Here is an 18,673-nt window from a genome sequence, read left to right as displayed (position 1 = left end):
CGCCCGGGGGACGCACACCCCCTGATGGCTCACCGAGTCGACTCGTAAGGGGCACGGACCGAGGCATCATGCGGCTCCGCCGCATGGGCGCGCTCACAAACCACCCGCAGACTCAAAACGGCTCGACCCGTGGAGCGACCAGCGCCTGCCACACCACCGTCGCACCGCCGCCGTCTTCGCCGAGCCCCGGCCCGTACCAGCTGTCGCCGCCCAGCGACTCGGCGCGCTGCTTGAGGCTCTTCAGGCCGCTGCGTCGGCCGCCGTCGGGGATGCCGACGCCGTCGTCCGCGACGGTCAGCCGTACGCCCTGCCGCCCGTCCGGCAGCACCACGGTCGCATCGACGACGACCTCGACGCGGGCGGCCCGGGCATGCCGGAAGGCGTTGGAGAGGGCCTCGCGCAGGGCGGCGATGAGGTTCTTGCCGGTGAGTTCGCCGACCGCCGTGTCGACGGGCCCGACAAAGCGGTGTGCGGGCTTGAAGCCGAGGGGCACGGCAGCCATGTTGATCTCGCGCAGCACCCGGGTGCTCAGCCCGGACGGCACTTCGGCGGGGCCCTCTTGGAGTGCGAAGACCGCGGTGCGAATCTCCTGAATGGTGACGTCGAGTTCGTCGACCGCCTTGCCGATGCCCTCCCTCACCTCGGGCGCGGCGGAGCTGCGCTGGGCGCTCTCCAGCATCATCCCGGTGGCGAACAACCGTTGGATGACGAGGTCGTGCAGATCATGGGCGATCCGCTCGCGGTCCTCGTAGACCGCGAGCCGCTCCCGGTCGCGCTGCGCCTCGGCCATCACCAGCGCGAGCGCGGCCTGCGAGGCGAAGTGGGCGGTGAGGGTCCGCTCGTTCGCCGTGAACGGGCGTCCGCCTCGCAGACGGGGCGTGCAGAGGGCTCCCAGGAGGCGGCCGTCGCTCAGCAAGGGAAGGATCATGGTCGGCCCGTAGGGGCGGGCGATTTCGGTGAGCGCGCGTGGGTCGGTGGCCGCGTCGTCCATGAACACGGCCTCGCCGTCGAGGAGTTCGACGACTATCTCGCTCTCCGGCGGGACGACGAGCCCGAGCGTCGTGGGCGGGTGCTCCGAGGCGACGGCGACGATCTCCAGTCCGCCCTCGTCGGCGGGCAGCAGTACGAGTCCGGCGGCCGAGCCGGAGAGCCGGCGAGCCTGTTCGGCGACGACCCGGAGCGCGTCCTCGGCGTCGCGGCCCGACAGGAGCGCCGTGGTCACGGCCACCGAGCCGTCGATGCAGCGCTCGCGCTGCTTGGCAGCCTCGTACAGCCGGGCGTTGCCGATCGCGATGCCCGCCTGCGTGGCCAGCACGTGGACCATTTTGAGGTCGTGGTCGTCGAACGGGCCGCCGCGTTTCTCGGTCAGGTACAGATTCCCGAAGACCTCGCCCTGCACGCGGATCGGAACACCCAGAAAGGTGCGCATCGGTGGGTGGTGCTCAGGGACGCCGCACGAGCGCGGGTCCTCGGCCAGTTGCGCGAGCCGTACCGGTTCCGGGTCGTGGATGAGCGCCCCGAGCAGCCCCTTGCGTCCATCGGGCAGCCGCCCGATCCGCCGGGCGGTCTCCTCGTCGACCCCGTGGTAAACGAAGTCCACGAGCCCCCCACCGTCCTCCGCGGCGACCCCGATGGCGGCGTAGCGGGCGTCGGCCAGCTCGGCCGCCGTCTCGCAGATCCGGATCAGCGTCGAGTGCAGCTCCAAGCCCGATCCGACCGTCCGCATCGCCTCCAGCAGCCTCGGCACCGACGGGTCCGGGCTGCCGCCGGGGTCGGGCGAGGCGGGGGCTACTGACATGCCTCGAGAGTAGTTAGTCCCATTTGCCATGGAAAGCCGAAGCCTGGCGGCCGGACGAGAACGTTCCCCGCCGAGAACGTCCCCCGCCGCCTCCGGCTCCTACGTCGTGTCGGCCTAGGGCCTGACTCCCACGGCCTCGAACAGCAGATTCCCCGCGGCTTCCCGCTCCACCATCTCCCGCAGCGGCCCCTCCAGCACGGACAGCTCGGCATACGCACCACGCTGCACCACACGCCCCTCGGCCAGCACGATCACCTCGTCCACCGCTTCCAGCCCGGCCAGCCGGTGCGTGATCAGCAGCGTCGTGCGGCCCTCGGTCACGGCCAGCAGGTCCGCGGTGAGCGCATCGGCCGTAGGCAGGTCGAGGTGTTCCGCGGGCTCGTCGAGGACGAGGACGGGGAAATCGGCGAGCAGCGCGCGGGCGAGGGCGAGCCGCTGGCGCTGGCCGCCGGACAGCCGCGCCCCATGCTCGCCGATCAGTGTGTCGAGTCCGGCGGGCAGCCCGTCCGCCCACTCCAGGAGCCGGGCCCGCGCGAGCGCGTCACGCAGCTCGGTCTCCGTGGCGTTCCTCCGGGCCAGCAGCAGGTTCTCGCGCACCGTGCTGTCGAAGAGGTGCGCGTCCTGGGCGCAGAGCCCGACCAGACGGCGTACATCGTCCCCGTCCATCTCGTTGGCGTCCACACCGCCCAGCGTGTACGACCCCGCCTCCGCGTCCAGGAACCGCAGCAGCACCTGCGCGAGCGTGGTCTTTCCGGAACCGGAGGGGCCGACGACGGCGATCCTGCGGCCCTGCTCGAGGGTCAGGTCGAGGCCGGCCAGCGCGTCCCGGTCCTGTCCGGCGTGTCGGGCCTTGAGCCCTCGCACGCGCATCGGGAACGGTGACACGGGGGCCACCTGCGGCCGCTCCGGTTCGCGTACGGGATCGGGGGCGTCCAGCACCTCGTACACACGCTCCGCGCTCTTGCGCACACGCTGCCGGTACTGAACGGCCAGCGGCAGCCCCAGGACGGCCTCGAACGCGGCCAGCGGCGTGAGGACGACAACAGCCATCGCCACCCCGCTCAGACGCCCTGCGGCGACCGCCTGGGCGCCGACGAGAGCGGTCACCGCGACGGTCAGCCCGGTCGCCAGCGCGGTGAGCCCGTCCCCGAGCGCGGTCGCGGTGGCGGCCCGGGAAGCGATACGGGTGAGCACGGTGTCGGCCTGGCGGGCAGCGGCCGTACGGGCGGGCAGCGCGCCCGCGACCGTCAACTCGGGCGTCCCGGTGAGGAGATCGGTCACGCGGGTCGCCAGGGCGCCGCGGGCGGGGGCCAGCCGCTGTTCCGCCCGGCGCGCCACAGCACCGGTCACCAGCGGGACACCGGCTCCCGCGGCCAGCAGCCCGATGGCAAGGACGGCCCCGGCCTCGGGCAGCAGCCAGGTGGTGAAGCCGACGGAGGCGGCGGACACGAGGACCGCCGCGCCGGCGGGCAGCAGCCACCGCAGCCAGTAGTCCTGCAGGGCGTCCACGTCGGCGACGAGCCGCGACAGCAGATCGCCGCGCCGGGTCGTGCGCAGCCCCGCGGGTGCGAGGCGCTCGAGGCGTCGATAGACGGCGACCCTGGTGTCGGCCAGCATCCGCAGCACCGCGTCGTGCGACACGAGCCGCTCCGCGTACCGGAAGACGGCCCGGCTGATCCCGAACGCCCGCGTGGCCGTCACGGCCAGCATCAGATACATGACCGGCGGCTGCTGAGAGGCCCGCGAGATGAGCCACCCGGAGGTGGCCATCAGCCCGACGGCACTGCCGAGCGCGAGACTCCCGAGAAGCAGGGCCAGGGTGAATCGGCCGCTCCGGGGGCCTGCCATGGCACGGACCCGGGCCAGCACGCCGCCGCTCGGCCGCGGGGACAGGTACACCTCTTCCACGTCCGCCGCGGGCAGGCCTTCCGGCTCGACCGGCCGCAGCTCCTGTGCGCCTCCGCTGTGCACGGAGCCGTCCACCGCGACAGGGTCCCCCGACTCCAGCCGCACCACCCGGTCCGCCACCGCCAGCAGTGCGGGCCGGTGCGCCACCAGCAGCACCGTCCGCCCGACGGCGAGCCGGCGCACCGCCGCCACGATCTCTTCCTCCGTCGCTCCGTCGAGCGATGCCGTGGGCTCGTCGAGGAGGAGCACCGGCCGGTCCGCCAGGAACGCCCTGGCCACGGCGAGCCGTTGACGCTGCCCGGCGGACAGACCGGCGCCGTCCTCGCCGAGGACCGTCTCGACCCCTTCGGGGAGGGCGTCGACGAATTCCAGTGCCCCCGCGTCGGCCAGCGCCCGCCGCACCGCCGCGTCGTCGGCATCGGACCGCGCCAGCCGCACGTTCTCGGCGATCGAGCCGACGTAGAGATGCGGCCGCTGCGGCACCCAGGCCACCCGGGAACGCCACTCCTCCACATCGGCCTCGGCAAGATCGACTCCTCCGATCCGCACTCGGCCCGCAGTGGGCTCCACGAATCCCAGCAGCACGTTCAGCAGCGTCGACTTGCCCACACCGCTCGGCCCGACCAGGGCGACCGTCTCGCCGGGCTCGACCACGAAGGAGACATCGGAGACCGCGTCCCCTGAACGCCCCGGATACCGGACCGTCACCCCCTCGAAGCCGATCTCCCCCTTCGGCGCGAGAAGCGCCCCGGCGGCCGGCGCCGGGGTCTCCAGCACCGAGAAGATCTCCTCCGCCGCCGCGAGCCCCTCGGCGGCGGCGTGGTACTGCGCCCCCACCTGGCGCAGCGGCAGATACGCCTCGGGCGCGAGGACGAGGATGACGAGCCCCACGTAAAGATCCATGTCGCCGTGGACGAGCCGCATCCCGATGGTCACCGCGACCAGCGCGACCGAGATCGTGGCGAGTAGTTCCAGCGCGAAGGACGACAGAAAGGCGACCCGCAGCGTCCGCATGGTCGCCTGCCGGTACTCCCCGGTGATTCGCCGGATCGACTCGGCCTGCGCCTTGGCCCGGCCGAAGACCTTGAGCGTCGGCAGCCCGGCGACCACGTCCAGGAAGTGCCCGGAAAGCCGTGACAGCAGCCGCCACTGCCGGTCCATCTGCGACCGCGTGGCCCAGCCGATCAACGCCATGAAGAGAGGGATGAGCGGCAGCGTGACGACGATGATCGCCGCCGACACCCAGTCCTCGGTGACGATCCGCGCGAGCACTGCCACGGGCACCACGACCGCGAGCCCCAACTGCGGGAGATAACGCGAGAAGTAGTCGTCGAGCGCGTCCACTCCCCGCGTGGCGAGGGCGACGAGCGAGCCTGTCCGCTGTCCGCTCAGCCACCCGGGACCGAGCGCGGCGGCCCGCTCCAGCAACCGTCCCCGCAACTCCGACTTCACCGCCGCGCTTGCCCGGTGCGCGGCGAGCTCGGTGAGCCATGCGACAACCGCCCGGCCGATCGCAACCGACGCCAACAACACGAGCGGCGTCCGCAGTTCGGCAACCGACATCTCGTGCTGGAAGGCGCCGACCACCACTTCGGCGATGAGCATCGCCTGGGCGATGACCAGCGCCGCCCCGAGGCCTCCCAGGCCGACGACCGCCACGAGGAAGAGGCGGGTGGCGCGGGCATATCGGAGAAGACGCGGGTCAATTGGTTTCACGTGAAACACACCCTTGGCTCATCGGGCACGTTTCACGTGAAACATGCCGGTAGTTCGGAATCAGTGCGCGGTGTCCACCGCGAGATGCTGCGTACCGATCCGCTTGCGGAACACCCAGTACGTCCACGACTGGTAGAGCAGGACCATCGGCGTGGCGATCCCCGCGCACCAGGTCATGATCTTCAGGGTGTACGGACTCGACGAGGCGTTCGTGACGGTCAGGCTCCAGTCCTCATTGAGCGAGGACGGCATGACGTTCGGGAAGAGCGTCAGGAAGAGCATCGCGACGGCCGCCACGATGGTGAGCCCCGACCATGCGAACGCCCAGCCCTCACGCCCGGCCCTGACCGCTACCAGAGCCGCCACCAGCGCGACCACGGCCACGATCATGGCGGCCAGGGACTTGCCGTCGCCCTGGTCGGCCTGCGTCCAGATCAGGAAGACGAGCGCCAGCACGGCGGTCACCAAGCCGACCTGAAGCGCCAGCTTCCGAGCCCGTTCCCGTATGTTCCCGACAGTCTTGAGCCCGACGAACACGGTCCCGTGGAAGGTGAACAGCGTCAGCGTGACCAGCCCGCCGAGAAGGGCGTACGGGTTGAGCAGGTCGCCGACCGTACCCACGTACTCGAAGCTCTGGTCGATCTTCACGCCGCGCACGATGTTGCCGAAGGCCACACCCCACAGGAACGCGGGGAGCAGCGAGGTCCAGAAGATCGCGGTCTCCCAGTTGCGCTGCCAATTCTCCTCGGGCCGCTTCACCCGGTACTCGAAGGCGACACCGCGCACGATCAGGCACACCAGGATGAGCAGCAGTGGCAGATAGAAGCCGGAGAAGAGCGTGGCGTACCACTCGGGGAAGGCAGCGAAGGTCGCGCCGCCCGCGGAGAGCAGCCACACCTCGTTGCCGTCCCAGACGGGGCCGATCGTGTTGATCAGGACCCGCTTCTCGGCGCGGTCCCGAGCCAGCAGCTTGGTGAGAACACCGACCCCGAAGTCGAAGCCCTCCAGGAAGAAGTAGCCGGTCCAGAGGACCGCGATGAGGACGAACCATACGTCGTGGAGTTCCATGACTTGAGCGCTCCCTGGGCCTAGTAGGAGAAGGCCATCGGCTTGTCGGCGTCCCGGGAGTCGCCGCCGATCTTGGTGGGCGGGTTGAGGTCGGCCTCGGTGAGCTCCGGCGGCCCCTGTTTGACGTACTTGAGCATCAGCTTCACCTCGATGACGGCGAGGATTGCGTAGATGAGGGTGAACACGATCAGAGAGGTCAGCACCTCACCCTGCGAGACCCCCGGCGAGACTGCGTCCTTGGTCCTCAGCAGGCCGTACACCACCCAGGGCTGACGCCCTGTCTCGGTGAAGATCCAGCCCCACGAAATACCGATGATCGGGAAGATCAACGTCCACTGGGCCAGCCGCCACCACCAGATGCCGAGCCTCGGCGTCAGCTCCCGGCGCTTGGTCAGCATGAGCTTCGGTACGTCCTCCTCGCCGGTGCGGTGTTCCGGTGCCACCCAGAGTTTCCGCCTGGTCAGCCAGAGGCCGGCGGCGCACACGGTCATGGAGACCCCGCCGAATCCGATCATCCAGCGGTACGACCAGTAGGCGGTGGGGATGTTGGGACGGTAGTCGCCGGGCCCGAACTGCTCCTGCTCGGCCTTGTTGATGTCGTTGATGCCGGGGACCTCGGCGCTGAAGTTGCCCTTGGCGAGGAAGGACAGGATCCCCGGGACCTCGATGGCGACCGTGTTGTGGCCCTTGGCGACATCGCCGTACGCGAAGAGAGAGAAGGGCGCGGGCTGCTGCGATTCCCACAGGGCTTCGGCGGCCGACATCTTCATCGGCTGCTGCTCGTACATCACCTTGCCGAGGGTGTCGGCGCTGACGACGGTGAGGATCGTGCCGACGAGCGCGGTGACCAGGCCGAGCCGCAGGGACATCCGCATGGTGCGGATGTGCCGCTTCTTGCGGAGGTGGAAGACCGCGATGCCGGTCATGAAGGCGCCGCCGACCAGGATGGAGGCGCTGATGACGTGCCAGAAGTTGACGAGCGCCGTCTCCTGGAAGAGCACCTTGGGAAAGTCGGTGAGCTCGGCCCGCATCGTGCCGTCCGCCTTCTTCACGAGCCGGTAGCCGACCGGGTGCTGCATGAAGGAGTTGGCCGCCATGATGAAGTACGCCGACAGGATGGTGCCGATGGAGACCATCCAGATACAGGCGAGGTGGATCTTCTTCGGCAGCTTGTCCCAGCCGAAGATCCACAGCCCGATGAAGGTGGACTCGAAGAAGAAGGCGATCAGGGCCTCGAAGGCGAGCGGGGCACCGAAGACGTCACCGACGAAGCGTGAGTAGTCGGACCAGTTCATGCCGAACTGGAACTCCTGCACGATGCCGGTCACGACACCCATGGCGATATTGATCAGGAACAGCTTTCCCCAGAACTTGGTCGCCCTGAGGTAGTGCTCCTTGCCTGTCCGCACCCAGGCGGTCTCCAGAATCGCCGTGAGCGCGGCGAGCGAGATCGTCAGGGGAACGAAGAGGAAGTGGTAGACGGTGGTGATGCCGAACTGCCATCGCGCCAGGGTCTCCGGCGCCAAAGCCAATTCCACGTCGTCAGTCTCCTTACGTCGCCGTGGCCACTGCGGCAGTTTGCCCCGTTTGTCAGGCACATCACGGGAGCAACCGGGACACGCTTGTGAACGCGTTCACATTCACAAGCAATTATGACGCATAGCCGTTCGAGACTGGAAGGGAGGGGGGGTCCCTAAGACCGAACCGACCGGCCCTCCACGCAAACGGGCCGGTCGGAACCTTCGCGAGCGAGTACTAGAGCCCCCCGCGGAACGCCTCCGTCGTCTTCAGCAAGATGTCGTTCGCCTCGGTCTCGCCGATCGTCACACGAACCCCCTCCCCGGCAAACGGCCGCACAACGACCCCCGCCTGCTCACACGCGGCGGCGAAGTCGAGCGTGCGCTCTCCCAGCCGGAGCCACACGAAGTTGGCCTGCGTCTCGGGCACCGTCCAGCCCTGGCCGCGCAACGTCTCGACCACGCGGACACGCTCGGACACCAGCGAACCGACCCGGCCGAGCAGCTCGTCCTCGGCCCGCAGACTCGCCACAGCGGCGTCCTGGGCCAGCTGGCTCACGCCGAAGGGCACCGCCGTCTTGCGCAGCGCCGCCGCCACCGGCTCGTGGGCGATCGCGAAGCCGACCCGGAGGCCGGCCAGCCCGTAGGCCTTGGAGAAGGTGCGCAGCACACAGACGTTGGGCCGGTCTCGGTAGATCGAGACGCCGTCCGGCACCTCGAGGTCGCGGTTGAACTCGCGGTACGCCTCGTCCAGGACCACCAGGACATCGCTGGGCACGCGGTCGAGGAACCGCTCGAGCTCGGCCCGGCGCACCACGGTGCCGGTCGGGTTGTTCGGGTTGCAGACGAAGATCAGCCGTGTTCTGTCGGTGATCGCGTCGGCCATGGCGTCCAGGTCGTGCACGTCGCCCGGCGTCAGCGGCACCTGCACCGAGGTCGCCCCGCTGATCTGAGTGATGATCGGGTACGCCTCGAAGGACCGCCAGGCGTAGATGACCTCGTCGCCCGGACCGCTGGTCGCCTGCAGCAGCTGCTGGGCGACCCCGACCGAGCCGGTGCCGGTCGCCAGGTGCGACAGGGGGACCCCGAAGCGGTCCGACAACTCGTTCATCAGGCCCGTGCACGCCATGTCCGGATAGCGGTTGAACGACCCGGTCGCCGAGGTCACGCTGTCGATCACGCCCGGCAGCGGCGGGTAGGGGTTCTCGTTGGAGGACAGCTTGTACGCCACCGCGCCGGCCGCGGCAGGCTTACCCGGCTTGTAGGTGGGGATACCCTCCAGCTCGGCACGCAGCTTGGGGCTCGTCTCGCTCACCGCAGTCCTCCTCGTCGACCATCAATACTTCTCACCTTATGAGGATTCGGCACGCCTGCGTACGGCCGAGCAGTCATCCACGCAACGGCAGAGCGGCCATCCACGTACGGCCGAGCAGTCATCCACGTACGAAGGCGTACGAAATGGGGGGCGCGCCATCCGTAACCTCACGCGCTGGTGGCTCACGCCGTGGCGCGCATCCCTCGTGAAGGTGAGTTGAGACCTCTTCGAAACATGGCTCACTTGGCAGGCCCATGCGCGTCGACAAGCTACGTCCTACCATTGGATCGTTCAACTGCCTTTGTTTCCAAGGTACTTACCCAGACTTGATCATGCAGAAACGTTCCTGTCAACGAGTGCATATGCGTCCGCACTACCCCACCGCATGAGCCCTACTATCGGCTCGCCATGACAGCAGCAGGGAAGCACCAGGTGAGCCGGGCGGAGACCTCCCGCCGAGGCGGTCGACCGGGCCGGGCGGGTATCAGAGACGTGGCCGCGGCCGCAGGGGTCTCGATCACGACCGTCTCCGATGCCCTCAACGGGAAGGGCCGGCTCCCGGACGCCACCCGACGCCACGTCCGAGAGGTCGCCGACCGGCTGGGCTACCGCCCGTCGGCCGCGGCCCGAACCCTCCGTACCGGCAAGTCGGGCCTCATCGGCCTGACCGTGACGACATACGGGGATGAACCTTTCACCTTCACGGAGTTCGCGTACTTCGCGGAGATGGCCAGAGCCGCCACCTCGGCCGCGCTCGCCCGGGGCTACGCCCTGGTCATCCTCCCCGCGACCTCGCGCCACGACGTGTGGTCGAACGTCGCCCTGGACGGAACCGTGGTCATCGACCCGTCCGACCAGGATCCCGTCGTCAGCGAGCTGGTCCGGCAGGGCTTACCGGTCGTCTCCGACGGCCGCCCGGCGGGATCACTCCCGGTCACCGCCTGGGTGGACAACGACCACGAGGCCGCCGTACTGGGCATCCTCGACCACCTGGCCGATGCCGGCGCCCGCCGGATCGGCCTCCTCACCGGCACCTCCACGGACACGTACACCCATCTCTCCACCACCGCGTACCTGCACTGGTGCGAGCGGGTCGGACAGGATCCCGTGTACGAGGCCTACCCCGCCCACGACCCGTGCGCGGGCGCCGTCGCCGCGGACCGGCTGCTGGCCCGGCCCGACCGGCCCGACGCCGTCTACGGCCTCTTCGACCCGAACGGCACCGACCTGCTGGCCGCGGCCCGGCGCTACGGCCTGCGTGTACCGGACGACCTGCTGCTGGTCTGCTGCAGCGAGTCCACCGTCTACGCCAGCACCGAACCGCCCATCACCACGCTCTCGCTCAAACCGCGCCGGATCGGCACGGCCGTGGTCCAGCTCCTCATCGACGCCATCGAAGGGGTTGAATCGGACAAGACGGTTGAACAGGTGATACCGACGGAATTGATCGTGCGGACGTCCTCCGAGCGTCGTCCACCCCGGACGACGGTCAGTCCACCCCGATCACCCGAGAAGGGGTAGCCCGGCCTCGGGCGAAGTTGACGTCCGGAATACTTGCGGCGGGGCATCCACCAGGGAAAGCTCCGCCCAATTCGGGCGAAAACCGCGATGAACTGGACTCCCGCTCCGATTCACCACCCCTGGGTCATCACATGGCGCGATCCGCATTCCTATGATGGGCCCACGACACCGCGGGCAGCTGCGACCAGGCAGTCCGATCCGGTGCAGATGCGGCGCGATGGTGGTGGAGGGGTCGATGACTCAGGGGGCCGGTCAGGGACCCGAGGCGGTGCGGACGGCGACGTTGCGCGACTTCCGGGTGCCCGCGTACGTCCACGAGACCGGTCCGTACGCGCATAACACGCCTCCCGACGCGGGGACCAGACCCGCCGAGGAGCCCGAGGGGTACACGCCCACGCGGCGCGATCTGCCCGTGATCAACCGGGGCGACACGGTTCAGGTCGTCATCGACCCCGAATCCGTACCGGCCCCACAGCCGGCCGCCGGTCCGGGCCCCCTGTACGTCGTCGGCGACGTACACGGCTATCTCGACGAGCTGGTCGCCGCGCTCCAGGAGCAGGGCCTCATCGACGCCGCGGGCAGCTGGTCCGCCGGGACCGCGCGCCTGTGGTTCCTCGGCGACTTCACCGACCGCGGCCCGGACGGCATCGGTGTGATCGACCTCGTGATGCGGCTGTCCGCCGAGGCGGCCGCAGCCGGCGGTTACTGCAAGGCGCTCATGGGCAACCACGAGCTGCTGCTGCTCGGCGCCAGGCGGTTCGGCGACACGCCCGTCAACTCCGGAGCGGGCACCGCCACCTTCCAGGCCGCCTGGCTGCTCAACGGCGGCCAGAAGACCGATATGGACCGCCTCCAGGACCACCACTTGCAGTGGATGGCCCGCCTCGACGCGATGGAGCAGGTCGACGGGCACCTGCTGGTGCACTCCGACACCACCGCCTATCTGGACTACGGCGACTCCATCGAGGCGGTCAACGACACCGTCCGCGAGACCCTCACACGCAACGACGCGGACGAGTGCTGGGACCTCTTCAGGAAGTTCACCAAGCGCTTCGCCTTCCGCGACGACGGGGGCGCCGAAGCCGTGCTCTCCCTGCTGGACACATACGGCGGCACGCGCATCGTCCATGGTCACAGCCCCATTCCCTACCTCCTGGGCGAGGTCGGCTCGGAGGACAGCGAGGACGGCGCGGGGCCGGTGGTCGACGGACCGCATCTGTACGCCGACGGGCTGGCCATCGCAATGGACGGCGGAGTGACCATGGCCGGAAAGTTGCTGGTACGGCAACTGCCGCTGGATAGCTGAGGGTTCTTCGGGCAGGCGTCCCCCACGGAGGAGTGCGCCGACGAGGGGGCCAATTTCTGCAAACCCCCTGTCATGGCGTGCCGTCACCGCTCTACCATCGGTTTATCCGTAGCAGGCTCCCCTCCGTTTCTGCCCAACGGCTCGTCAGCGTGCGAGCCATCAGCCCTACGGAGCATCGGGGGATGCACATGAACAGCGTTCCGCAGCACCTGCTGAGCGAGGACCGCCAGGAATACGAGCGGATCCTCGGCGAGGCGCTGCGCTCCGCCCCACACCGCCCGGAACTCGCCGCTGTCGGCCAGCGGCTCAACCCCGAACAGCTGCGCACCATGGCGCTCAACGCCACCGCGCTCATCACGGCGGCCGCGGCGACCGAGTACGCGCACTATGTGAAGGTCCGCGAGGAACTGCGCCAGCCGACGCCGTCCCCCCCGACCGTGAGTGAAGAAGCCGGCTCCACGGAGTCGGGCACGACCGCGATGGGGCTCGCCACCACCATGGGGGAGGTGGCCGAGACCGCCGGAGCGGGCGTCATGGCCGTCGTCGCGGTGCTCGCCCCCGTCCTCGCCGGAACAGCCGCGGCGATCTTCCTGATCGTCGGTTACATCCTGAAGATGCTCAACCCCGAGCCGACGTTGGCCAAGACTCTCCTGACCACCGGCTGGGTCTTCGGCGCGGTCGCGGCGGCCGCGACGCTGGCCGCCGCGGTCGGGCTGCTGCTCACCGCGCTGCGCGACGGCTCGTCCTCGCTCCAGGCCGGAGCACACGGCGAGCGGAACGCGGAGGTGTCCCGGGCCAGGGAAGCCTGGCGCCTGGCCCTGCTGGAGCGCGGCATCATGCCGTTCCTCCGGGAGGCACTCGCCGATCCGGGTACGGCGGCACTGGGTCGTCCGTCCCCGACGCCGACCACCGGCCGCATGCCGCAGCTCGGCTACAACCGGCCGGGGTTCAGCAGCCCCGAGGGCGGACCCGCGGCGGGCCCGCGCCCGAGCTTCACCAGCCCGGACTTCACGAGCCCGGACTTCGGAGGACCCGAGCACCAGCCGGAGTGACACCCGCCGGTCCCACACCGGAGCGACGGCTCAGCGAACACTGGGACGACGGGCTCGGCAGACACCGCGGTGACGGGAAGGACCGGGGCCCGCGCTGATGCAGCGCGGGCCCTGCCCCGTGCGCGGCACACGCTCGTACGCTCCTCGGCGAGCGGGCTCAGACGATGCCCAGCTGCCGGGCCGCGGTCACCCAAGCCGGGAACTGTGAGAGCAGCCGGTCGTACAGCGCCGGGTCCGGGACACGGCTGATGTCGTCCACGGCGAAGAACCCGACGTTGTCGACGCGTCGTCCCGGCAGGGTGTCGAACCGCTCCAGCACCCCGTAGTTGGACCGTCCCAGACCCACGAACTGCCAGAAGATCGGCTCATCCACCGCTTCCAGCAACTCCTTCTCGATCTCCCTGTTGCGGTAGACACCTCCGTCGGAAAAGAAGAGCACCAGCGTGGGGTCAGCGGCCGGATGCTCACGAACATACGAGCGAACCTCCGCGATCGCCTTCTGCTCCTCGTTCTGGATACCGACCGCCCGCATGTCCACCTGCCCCGGCAGCAGGCCCTTCCGCGGCTTCTTGCGCCGGAACAGGCTCAGCTCGCCGACCTTGACATGGAGTTCGAGCCACTCGGGCAACTCGCCCAGCCTCAGATCCGGCAGCCGGGCCGCGTTGGAAGCGAATGTCCACGCCTGCATCACACCGTCGTCGTCCAACTGCGCGGCCACCGCAGCCATCCGCTCCACCACGTCGGCCACGACGCCCTTCGAGTAGAGGAAGGACATGGAACCGGAAGCATCGAGGATCAGCACGACACGCGCCGTGACACCCACCGCACCGTGCTTCCGCAGACTGACGGCCACCTGCTCCTTGCGCAGTGAGAGCCGCTTGCGCATATCGACGGGCAGCTGCTCCTCGCCCTTGCTGAGGCTTGCTGCAGACGGTGTTGCGGTGGGTGTGGGTGCGGAGGGGCCCAAGGACGCGGCGGACACGGGCGTTGCCGCCGGCCTCGGGGGCATCTGCGGCGTCGGGGGCGTCGACGGGATCTGCGGGGCAGGCCCGGGGATCCCTGGCGTAACCGCGGCCGAAGCCGCCGGAGGGGTTGCAGGGTGGACCGGAGACGCATCCATGGACGCCTCCTCATCGACGCTGATGCCGAAGTCGGTTGCCAGGCCCGCGAGTCCGGACGCATACCCCTGTCCCACGGCGCGGAACTTCCACTGACCGCCGCGCAGATACAGCTCACCCCCGATGAACGCCGTCTCCGTCGTGGCCTCCATCTCGAAGCGCGCGACCTCCTGCTGCGTTCCGGCGTCCAACAGCCGCAGCGTCAGTCCGGACAGCTCACCGAAGGTGCCACCGTCGGCCGAGGCGCACAGAACGACCCGCTCGATCTCCGTTTCCAGGGCGCGCAGGTCCACTTCGACCGTGTCCGTCGTCGCATCGGCATCCCGCCGCTTGCCGAGATGGCGTACGGCGCGGGAGGCATGCTGCGGCTGGTTGTAGAAGACGAAGTCGCCGTCGTCCCGCACCCGTCCACCCACGCCGAGCAGCAACGCCGACGCGTCCGCGTCCGGTGCACCGGCTCCGCCTCTCCAGCTGAGCACGGCCTGCAGTGCCCCAGCGGTGACGGGAAGATTGGCGCCCTTGCTCATGGCTGTCGATGTCATGCGCCCAGTCTGCCGAGAGAACGCGGCCACGGAGCCGCTCGATGCACAAACATCCGCTTCGACCGGCCCACGGACACACTCACCACATACCTGCGCCTCCTCAAAGGAGACAGCAAAGGATTCAGTTTCGGCAGAGGCCGCCGCACGCCCCCTGACCGCGGTCGAGCGGCTGAGGAATGCCCAACGAAACTGAACTATGGCGGTGCTTCCTGGTCGACTGCCCCAAGGAGCACCGCCGTTCCAGCAATCAGTCTGTCAGCGGCAGGTAGACCCTGTTCCCGCTCGCCGCGAACTCCTTCGACTTCTGGAGCATCCCCTCGGCTACCTCCTCCGCCGTCGCCCCAGCGGCCGCCGTACCACCGAACCGCTCCGTGATGCTTTGGCTAATCTTCATGCTGCAGAACTTCGGGCCGCACATGGAGCAGAAGTGCGCCGTCTTTGCCGGCTCGGCCGGCAGGGTCTCGTCGTGGAACTCCCTTGCCGTATCCGGGTCCAGGGCCAGGTTGAACTGGTCCTCCCATCGGAATTCGAAGCGGGCGTCGGACAGCGCGTCGTCCCATACCTGCGCACCTGGGTGCCCCTTGGCGAGGTCGGCTGCGTGGGCGGCGATCTTGTAGGTGATGACGCCGGTCTTGACATCATCACGGTCAGGCAGGCCCAAGTGCTCCTTGGGCGTGACATAGCAGAGCATGGCCGTGCCCCACCAGGCGATCATCGCGGCACCGATGCCGGAGGTGATGTGGTCGTACGCCGGCGCGACGTCCGTCGTCAGCGGGCCGAGCGTATAGAACGGAGCTTCATCACAGATCTCCTGCTGAAGGTCGATGTTCTCTTTGATCTTGTGCATCGGGACATGTCCCGGGCCTTCGATCATCGTCTGTACATGAAAACGCTTCGCGATCGTGTTGAGTTCCCCGAGCGTCCTCAACTCCGCGAACTGCGCCGCGTCGTTGGCGTCCGCGATCGACCCGGGTCGCAGCCCGTCGCCCAGAGAGTACGTGACGTCGTAGGCGGCGAGGATCTCGCAGAGTTCCTCGAAGTTCGTGTACAGGAATGATTCCTTGTGGTGCGCCAGGCACCAGGCCGCCATGATCGAGCCGCCGCGCGAGACGATGCCGGTCTTGCGGTTCGCGGTGAGCGGCACGTACTGCAGGCGTACACCCGCATGGACGGTCATGTAGTCCACGCCCTGCTCGGCCTGCTCGATAACGGTGTCCTTGTAGATGTCCCAGGTCAGCTCCTCGGCGTGGCCGTCGACTTTCTCCAGGGCCTGATAGAGCGGCACCGTGCCGATAGGGACAGGGGAGTTGCGCAGGACCCATTCACGCGTGGTGTGGATGTTGCGGCCGGTGGACAGGTCCATGACCGTGTCAGCGCCCCAGCGGGTTGCCCAGGTCATTTTCTCGACCTCCTCCTCGATGGAGGAGGTGACAGCGGAGTTGCCGATGTTGGCGTTGACCTTCACCAGGAACCGCTTGCCGATGATCATCGGCTCGATCTCCGGGTGGTTGACGTTCGCGGGCAGTACCGCGCGGCCGGCGGCGATCTCCTCACGGACGATTTCAGGGTCGACGTTCTCGCGGATCGCCACGAACTCCATCTCGGGCGTGATCTCGCCGCGGCGAGCGTATGCGAGCTGTGTGACCGCCTCTCCGGGACGGCCCCGGCGCGGCTGGCGCGGCCGCCCCGGGAAGACGGCGTCGAGGTTGCGCAGGCCCCCGCGCGGCGAGGTGTGCTTGATCCCGTCGTCCTCAGGACGGACGGGACGACCCGCGTACTCCTCGGTATCACCGCGGGCAGTGATCCAGTTCTCGCGCAGCGGCGCCAAGCCCCTGCGTACGTCGGTGTCGGCCGTCGGATCGGTGTACGGACCGGAGGTGTCGTACAGCGTGACGGACTGCCCGTTGGTGAGGTGCACCTGACGGACCGGCACCCGTAGGTCGGGGCGAGAACCCCCGACGTATGCCTTGTGCCAGCCGATGGACTTCCCGGCCTCCTGCGGCTGTTCGCCCTGGCTGGAGGCAGGCGTGCGTACGTCCTTGTTGGTCATGAGACCTACTCCCTACGCCGGCATTACCCGGTAACAGGTTCAGCGGTCGACGCAGCGGCTTCCGTCTGCCGATGTTTCATGTGAAACATCGCTAAGACGAAGGTCAGCGCCCTCTCAGCCCGGTGCTCCGAGCTCCCGCGTGTGCAAAGGTGCCTCCACGCTAGCGTCATATCTGGCGCGGTGAACAGAGGGCCTCCGCCGTTCTTGCGATGATCGGTCGGTGACCACATCGCAGAAGCCCTCGTTCCCACCGCCCGAGCCGCCGCGCCGACCCGGCTCCGGTGACGGCCATGGACATGGCTCCGATAACGGCCACGGGCATGGACCGGACGGCGACCGTGGCCCCGGGCCCGGAGATGGGCACGGCCCCGGAGACGGACACGGATCGGGCGGCGGGCACGGATCGGACCACTCTCACAGTCACAGCCATGGCCCCGCCGCGCCTGTCTCCAAGCACCTGCGCAAGGTCATCGCCGCGGTGCTGATCCCCTTCGCCGCCGCGGTCTTTGTGGGTCTCCTGGTGCTCTGGCCCGGTGGTGCCCCGTCTCACGAGCGCACCGGCGTCGGCTTCGACCGGCAGACCCAGCAGGCCACCGTCACCAAGGTCGACAAGGTGGACTGCAAAGCCGTCAACGCGTCGGGGGAGACCCCGACCGGCGCCACGTCCACCGCCGAAGGCTCCTCCGCCCAGCAGCAGGCGACGGGCGACTGCAAGAAGGCGACGATCCGGGTCGACACCGGCAAGGACAAGGGCCGTACGTTCACCGAGATCGTCCAGCCCGACCAGTCACGGCAGTTGCACCAAGGCCAGAAGGTCGTGGTCGCATACGAACCCTCCGCGCCCAAGGATCTGCAGTACTCCGTCAGCGACGTGAACCGGAAGTTCCCCCTGGCGCTGCTCGCCGGGATCTTCGCCGTGGTCACCGTGGTGGTGGGCCGGATGCGCGGCGTCATGGCGCTGATCGCGCTGGCCGTCAGCTTCCTGATCCTGACGTTCTTCATCCTGCCCGCGATCCTGCAAGGCTCGGATCCACTGATCGTGGCGATTGTCGGGGCCAGCGCCATCATGCTGATCGCGCTGTACATGTGCCATGGCCTCTCGGCCCGCACGTCGGTGGCGGTGATCGGCACGCTGCTCTCGCTGGTGCTGATCGGCGTACTCGGCTCCATGTTCATCGGCTGGGCCGCGCTGACCGGCAACACGGACGACAACACTGGACTGATCCACGGCTTGTATCCGTCCATCGACATGAGCGGTCTACTGCTCGCCGGCGTCATCATCGGTTCGCTCGGTGTCCTCGACGATGTGACGGTGACACAGACGTCCGCGGTCTGGGAGCTGCACGAGGCCAATCCGACGATGGGCTGGCGCGGTCTGTACCGCGCGGGCATTCGGATCGGCCGCGACCACATCGCGTCGGTCGTCAACACGCTCGTCCTGGCATACGCCGGCGCCGCGCTGCCGCTGCTGCTGCTCTTCTCGATCGCGCAGAGCAGTGTGGGCGCGGTCGCCAACAGCGAACTGGTCGCCGAGGAGATCGTGCGCACTTTGATCGGCTCGATCGGTCTCGTCGCCTCAGTGCCGGTGACCACCGCGCTGGCCGCCCTGGTGGTCTCGGCGGACCGGCCAGGGGGCCCTGCCGTCCCCGTGGAGCCCGCCGGGAGCAGGACTCCGGTGCGTGGCGGGAGGGGGCGCCGCCGCAAGCGCTGAAGCCTCCTGGCACGCCTCACTTGTGAGGAAGCGTTACTCCACTTGGGGGTA

11 protein-coding genes and 1 riboswitch are annotated in these 18,673 nt (G+C 68.9%); of the genes, 4 read left to right on the top strand and 7 right to left on the bottom strand.

Going from position 1 to position 18,673, the window contains the following annotated elements; translation table 11 throughout:
- Positions 1 to 112: 112 nt before the first annotated feature.
- The 5 genes from AB0D57_RS14065 to hisC form a co-directional block, all read right to left on the bottom strand.
- Complete coding sequence (locus tag AB0D57_RS14065; protein ID WP_362071379.1) at positions 113 to 1,798, bottom strand: GAF domain-containing protein; 1,686 nt, start codon at positions 1,796 to 1,798, stop codon at positions 113 to 115.
- Between the two features lie 114 nt (positions 1,799 to 1,912).
- Complete coding sequence (gene cydD, locus AB0D57_RS14060; RefSeq protein ID WP_362071377.1) at positions 1,913 to 5,422, bottom strand: thiol reductant ABC exporter subunit CydD; 3,510 nt, start codon at positions 5,420 to 5,422, stop codon at positions 1,913 to 1,915.
- Positions 5,423 to 5,482: 60 nt separating this feature from the next.
- Complete coding sequence (cydB, locus tag AB0D57_RS14055) at positions 5,483 to 6,490, bottom strand: cytochrome d ubiquinol oxidase subunit II (RefSeq protein ID WP_362071375.1); 1,008 nt, start codon at positions 6,488 to 6,490, stop codon at positions 5,483 to 5,485.
- A 20-nt stretch (positions 6,491 to 6,510) separates the two neighbouring features.
- Positions 6,511 to 8,028 (bottom strand): cytochrome ubiquinol oxidase subunit I, encoded by a 1,518-nt coding sequence (locus tag AB0D57_RS14050; protein ID WP_362071373.1) that lies wholly within the window; start codon positions 8,026 to 8,028, stop codon positions 6,511 to 6,513.
- Positions 8,029 to 8,245: 217 nt separating this feature from the next.
- Positions 8,246 to 9,322, bottom strand: coding sequence for a histidinol-phosphate transaminase (gene hisC / locus AB0D57_RS14045; protein ID WP_362071371.1), 1,077 nt, complete (start codon positions 9,320 to 9,322; stop codon positions 8,246 to 8,248).
- A gap of 408 nt (positions 9,323 to 9,730) precedes the next feature.
- Here hisC and AB0D57_RS14040 point away from each other — a divergent pair, with 408 nt between their 5' ends.
- The 3 genes from AB0D57_RS14040 to AB0D57_RS14030 all read left to right on the top strand — a co-directional run bounded on the left by AB0D57_RS14040 (position 9,731) and on the right by AB0D57_RS14030 (position 13,201).
- Positions 9,731 to 10,843, top strand: a complete 1,113-nt coding sequence (locus AB0D57_RS14040; RefSeq protein ID WP_362071369.1) for a LacI family DNA-binding transcriptional regulator — start codon at positions 9,731 to 9,733, stop codon at positions 10,841 to 10,843.
- 235 nt (positions 10,844 to 11,078) lie between these two features.
- A complete protein-coding gene (locus AB0D57_RS14035) occupies positions 11,079 to 12,149 on the top strand; it encodes a metallophosphoesterase (protein ID WP_362071367.1) in 1,071 nt (356 codons plus the stop codon).
- Positions 12,150 to 12,331: 182 nt separating this feature from the next.
- On the top strand, positions 12,332 to 13,201 hold the full coding sequence (locus tag AB0D57_RS14030) for a hypothetical protein (protein WP_362071365.1): 870 nt from the start codon (positions 12,332 to 12,334) through the stop codon (positions 13,199 to 13,201).
- A gap of 157 nt (positions 13,202 to 13,358) precedes the next feature.
- Here AB0D57_RS14030 and AB0D57_RS14025 read toward each other — a convergent pair whose 3' ends face one another.
- Both AB0D57_RS14025 and thiC read right to left on the bottom strand, forming a co-directional pair.
- Positions 13,359 to 14,861, bottom strand: a complete 1,503-nt coding sequence (locus AB0D57_RS14025; RefSeq protein WP_362071363.1) for a VWA domain-containing protein — start codon at positions 14,859 to 14,861, stop codon at positions 13,359 to 13,361.
- Between the two features lie 247 nt (positions 14,862 to 15,108).
- Complete coding sequence (thiC, locus tag AB0D57_RS14020; RefSeq protein ID WP_362071361.1) at positions 15,109 to 16,911, bottom strand: phosphomethylpyrimidine synthase ThiC; 1,803 nt, start codon at positions 16,909 to 16,911, stop codon at positions 15,109 to 15,111.
- A riboswitch (TPP riboswitch) is annotated at positions 16,904 to 17,060 on the bottom strand. It overlaps the preceding gene by 8 nt.
- A 71-nt stretch (positions 17,061 to 17,131) precedes the next feature.
- Between thiC and AB0D57_RS14015 the strand changes: the two genes are divergently transcribed.
- Positions 17,132 to 18,622: a YibE/F family protein gene (locus tag AB0D57_RS14015; protein ID WP_362071359.1), complete on the top strand. Its 1,491-nt coding sequence runs from the start codon at positions 17,132 to 17,134 to the stop codon at positions 18,620 to 18,622.
- Positions 18,623 to 18,673: the final 51 nt, after the last annotated feature.

Source organism: Streptomyces sp. NPDC048275 (assembly GCF_040652275.1).
In the GTDB taxonomy this organism is placed as follows: Bacteria; Actinomycetota; Actinomycetes; order Streptomycetales; family Streptomycetaceae; genus Streptomyces.
The sequence above is the reverse complement of the archived record's forward strand: the minus strand, read 5'-3'. Positions and strand labels throughout refer to the sequence as shown.

Excerpts from the sequence above, each read along its gene's own strand:
- AB0D57_RS14065 (WP_362071379.1), bottom strand. The coding sequence starts at position 1,798 with ATGTCAGTAGCCCCCGCCTCGCCCGACCCCGGCGGCAGCCCGGACCCG.
- cydB (WP_362071375.1), bottom strand. The coding sequence starts at position 6,490 with ATGGAACTCCACGACGTATGGTTCGTCCTCATCGCGGTCCTCTGGACC.
- AB0D57_RS14040 (WP_362071369.1), top strand. The coding sequence starts at position 9,731 with ATGACAGCAGCAGGGAAGCACCAGGTGAGCCGGGCGGAGACCTCCCGC.
- AB0D57_RS14035 (WP_362071367.1), top strand. The coding sequence starts at position 11,079 with ATGACTCAGGGGGCCGGTCAGGGACCCGAGGCGGTGCGGACGGCGACG.
- AB0D57_RS14030 (WP_362071365.1), top strand. The coding sequence starts at position 12,332 with ATGCACATGAACAGCGTTCCGCAGCACCTGCTGAGCGAGGACCGCCAG.
- AB0D57_RS14025 (WP_362071363.1), bottom strand. The coding sequence starts at position 14,861 with ATGACATCGACAGCCATGAGCAAGGGCGCCAATCTTCCCGTCACCGCT.
- thiC (WP_362071361.1), bottom strand. The coding sequence starts at position 16,911 with ATGACCAACAAGGACGTACGCACGCCTGCCTCCAGCCAGGGCGAACAG.